The organism is Chlorobaculum thiosulfatiphilum (assembly GCF_006265165.1).
GTDB lineage: Bacteria > Bacteroidota > Chlorobiia > Chlorobiales > Chlorobiaceae > Chlorobaculum > Chlorobaculum thiosulfatiphilum.
This window is the reverse complement of sequence record NZ_VDCH01000058.1, coordinates 1-1,113: the sequence shown is the minus strand read 5'-3', so window position 1 is coordinate 1,113 and position 1,113 is coordinate 1. Positions and strand designations below refer to the sequence as shown.

Below are 1,113 nucleotides of genomic sequence, written 5' to 3'. Positions count from 1 at the left end.
TATTAATCCGGCCAATAAAACTCGCAAATATATTATATTGCGGGTATGGAAAAAATCGATATTAGAAAAGTCTCTGACCGGGAGCGCGCTTTATTGCGCAAACAGGTGATTCGCTTGCGAAAACAAGGCAAAGGCAACCATGAAGTCGCCGAACTTTTGGGATTGTCCCTTGAAACAACAAGTCGTTGGTGGCAACGATACCTGCGAGAAGGCCAGTCAATGCTTGCGGAGCCAAAACGGGGTCGAAAACATGGAGAACAAAGGAGTCTGAATCCTGAACAGGAAAAGAAGATTCAGAAAATGATTGTCGATCATTACCCTGAACAACTGAAATTGCCATTCGCGCTTTGGGATCGTCAGGCAATCCAACTTTTGATTCTTCAGCAGTTTGGTATCAACATGCCGATTCGCACGGTTGGCCACTACCTGTCACGCTGGGGCTATACACCGCAACGTCCGATCAGGAAAGCCTATGAACAGCGTCCAGCCGAAGTCGAGCGCTGGATGCAGGAGTCCTATCCAGCCATCAAAGCGAAGGCAAAGACTGAAAACGCCGAGATTTACTGGGCTGACGAGACCGGCATCGCGACCAATGGCAATCTGGTCAGAGGCTATGCACCTGCCGGAAAAACACCTGAGTTACGACTGAATGCGCGCAAGGAGCATATCAGCATGATTTCAGCGATCAACAACCAGGGCAAGCTTCGTTTCATGCTCTATGAAGATGCCATGAACAGCAAACGACTCATCGAGTTCATGAAGCGTCTGGTCAAGGATGCAGGCCGAAAAGTGATCCTCATTCTGGACAATTTGAAAGTGCATCACAGCAAACCGGTCAAAGAGTGGCTGGAAAAGAATACGGAAAAGATCGAGGTGTTTTATTTACCGTCCTACTCACCGGAATTGAATCCGGACGAATATCTGAACAACGATTTGAAACACGCCGTGCATGGCAATTATGGTGGAGTAGCCCGATCAAAAGCGGCAATTCACGACAAGACGATGTCGCATATGAGGCATCTTCAGAAAAGTCCTTGCAAAGTCGAAAAACTGTTTGATCATCCCAATGTTCGCTATGCCAAGAATTGATACCTTTATTGGCCGGAGTAATAA

Annotated in this window: 1 protein-coding gene; it reads left to right on the top strand. The window is 47.2% G+C overall.

Features of this window, described 5'->3' with window-relative positions; all coding sequences use genetic code 11:
• Positions 1–45 precede the first annotated feature (45 nt).
• Positions 46–1,089 (top strand): IS630 family transposase, encoded by a 1,044-nt coding sequence (locus tag FGF66_RS12335; RefSeq protein ID WP_139457938.1) that lies wholly within the window; start codon positions 46–48, stop codon positions 1,087–1,089.
• Positions 1,090–1,113 lie beyond the last annotated feature (24 nt).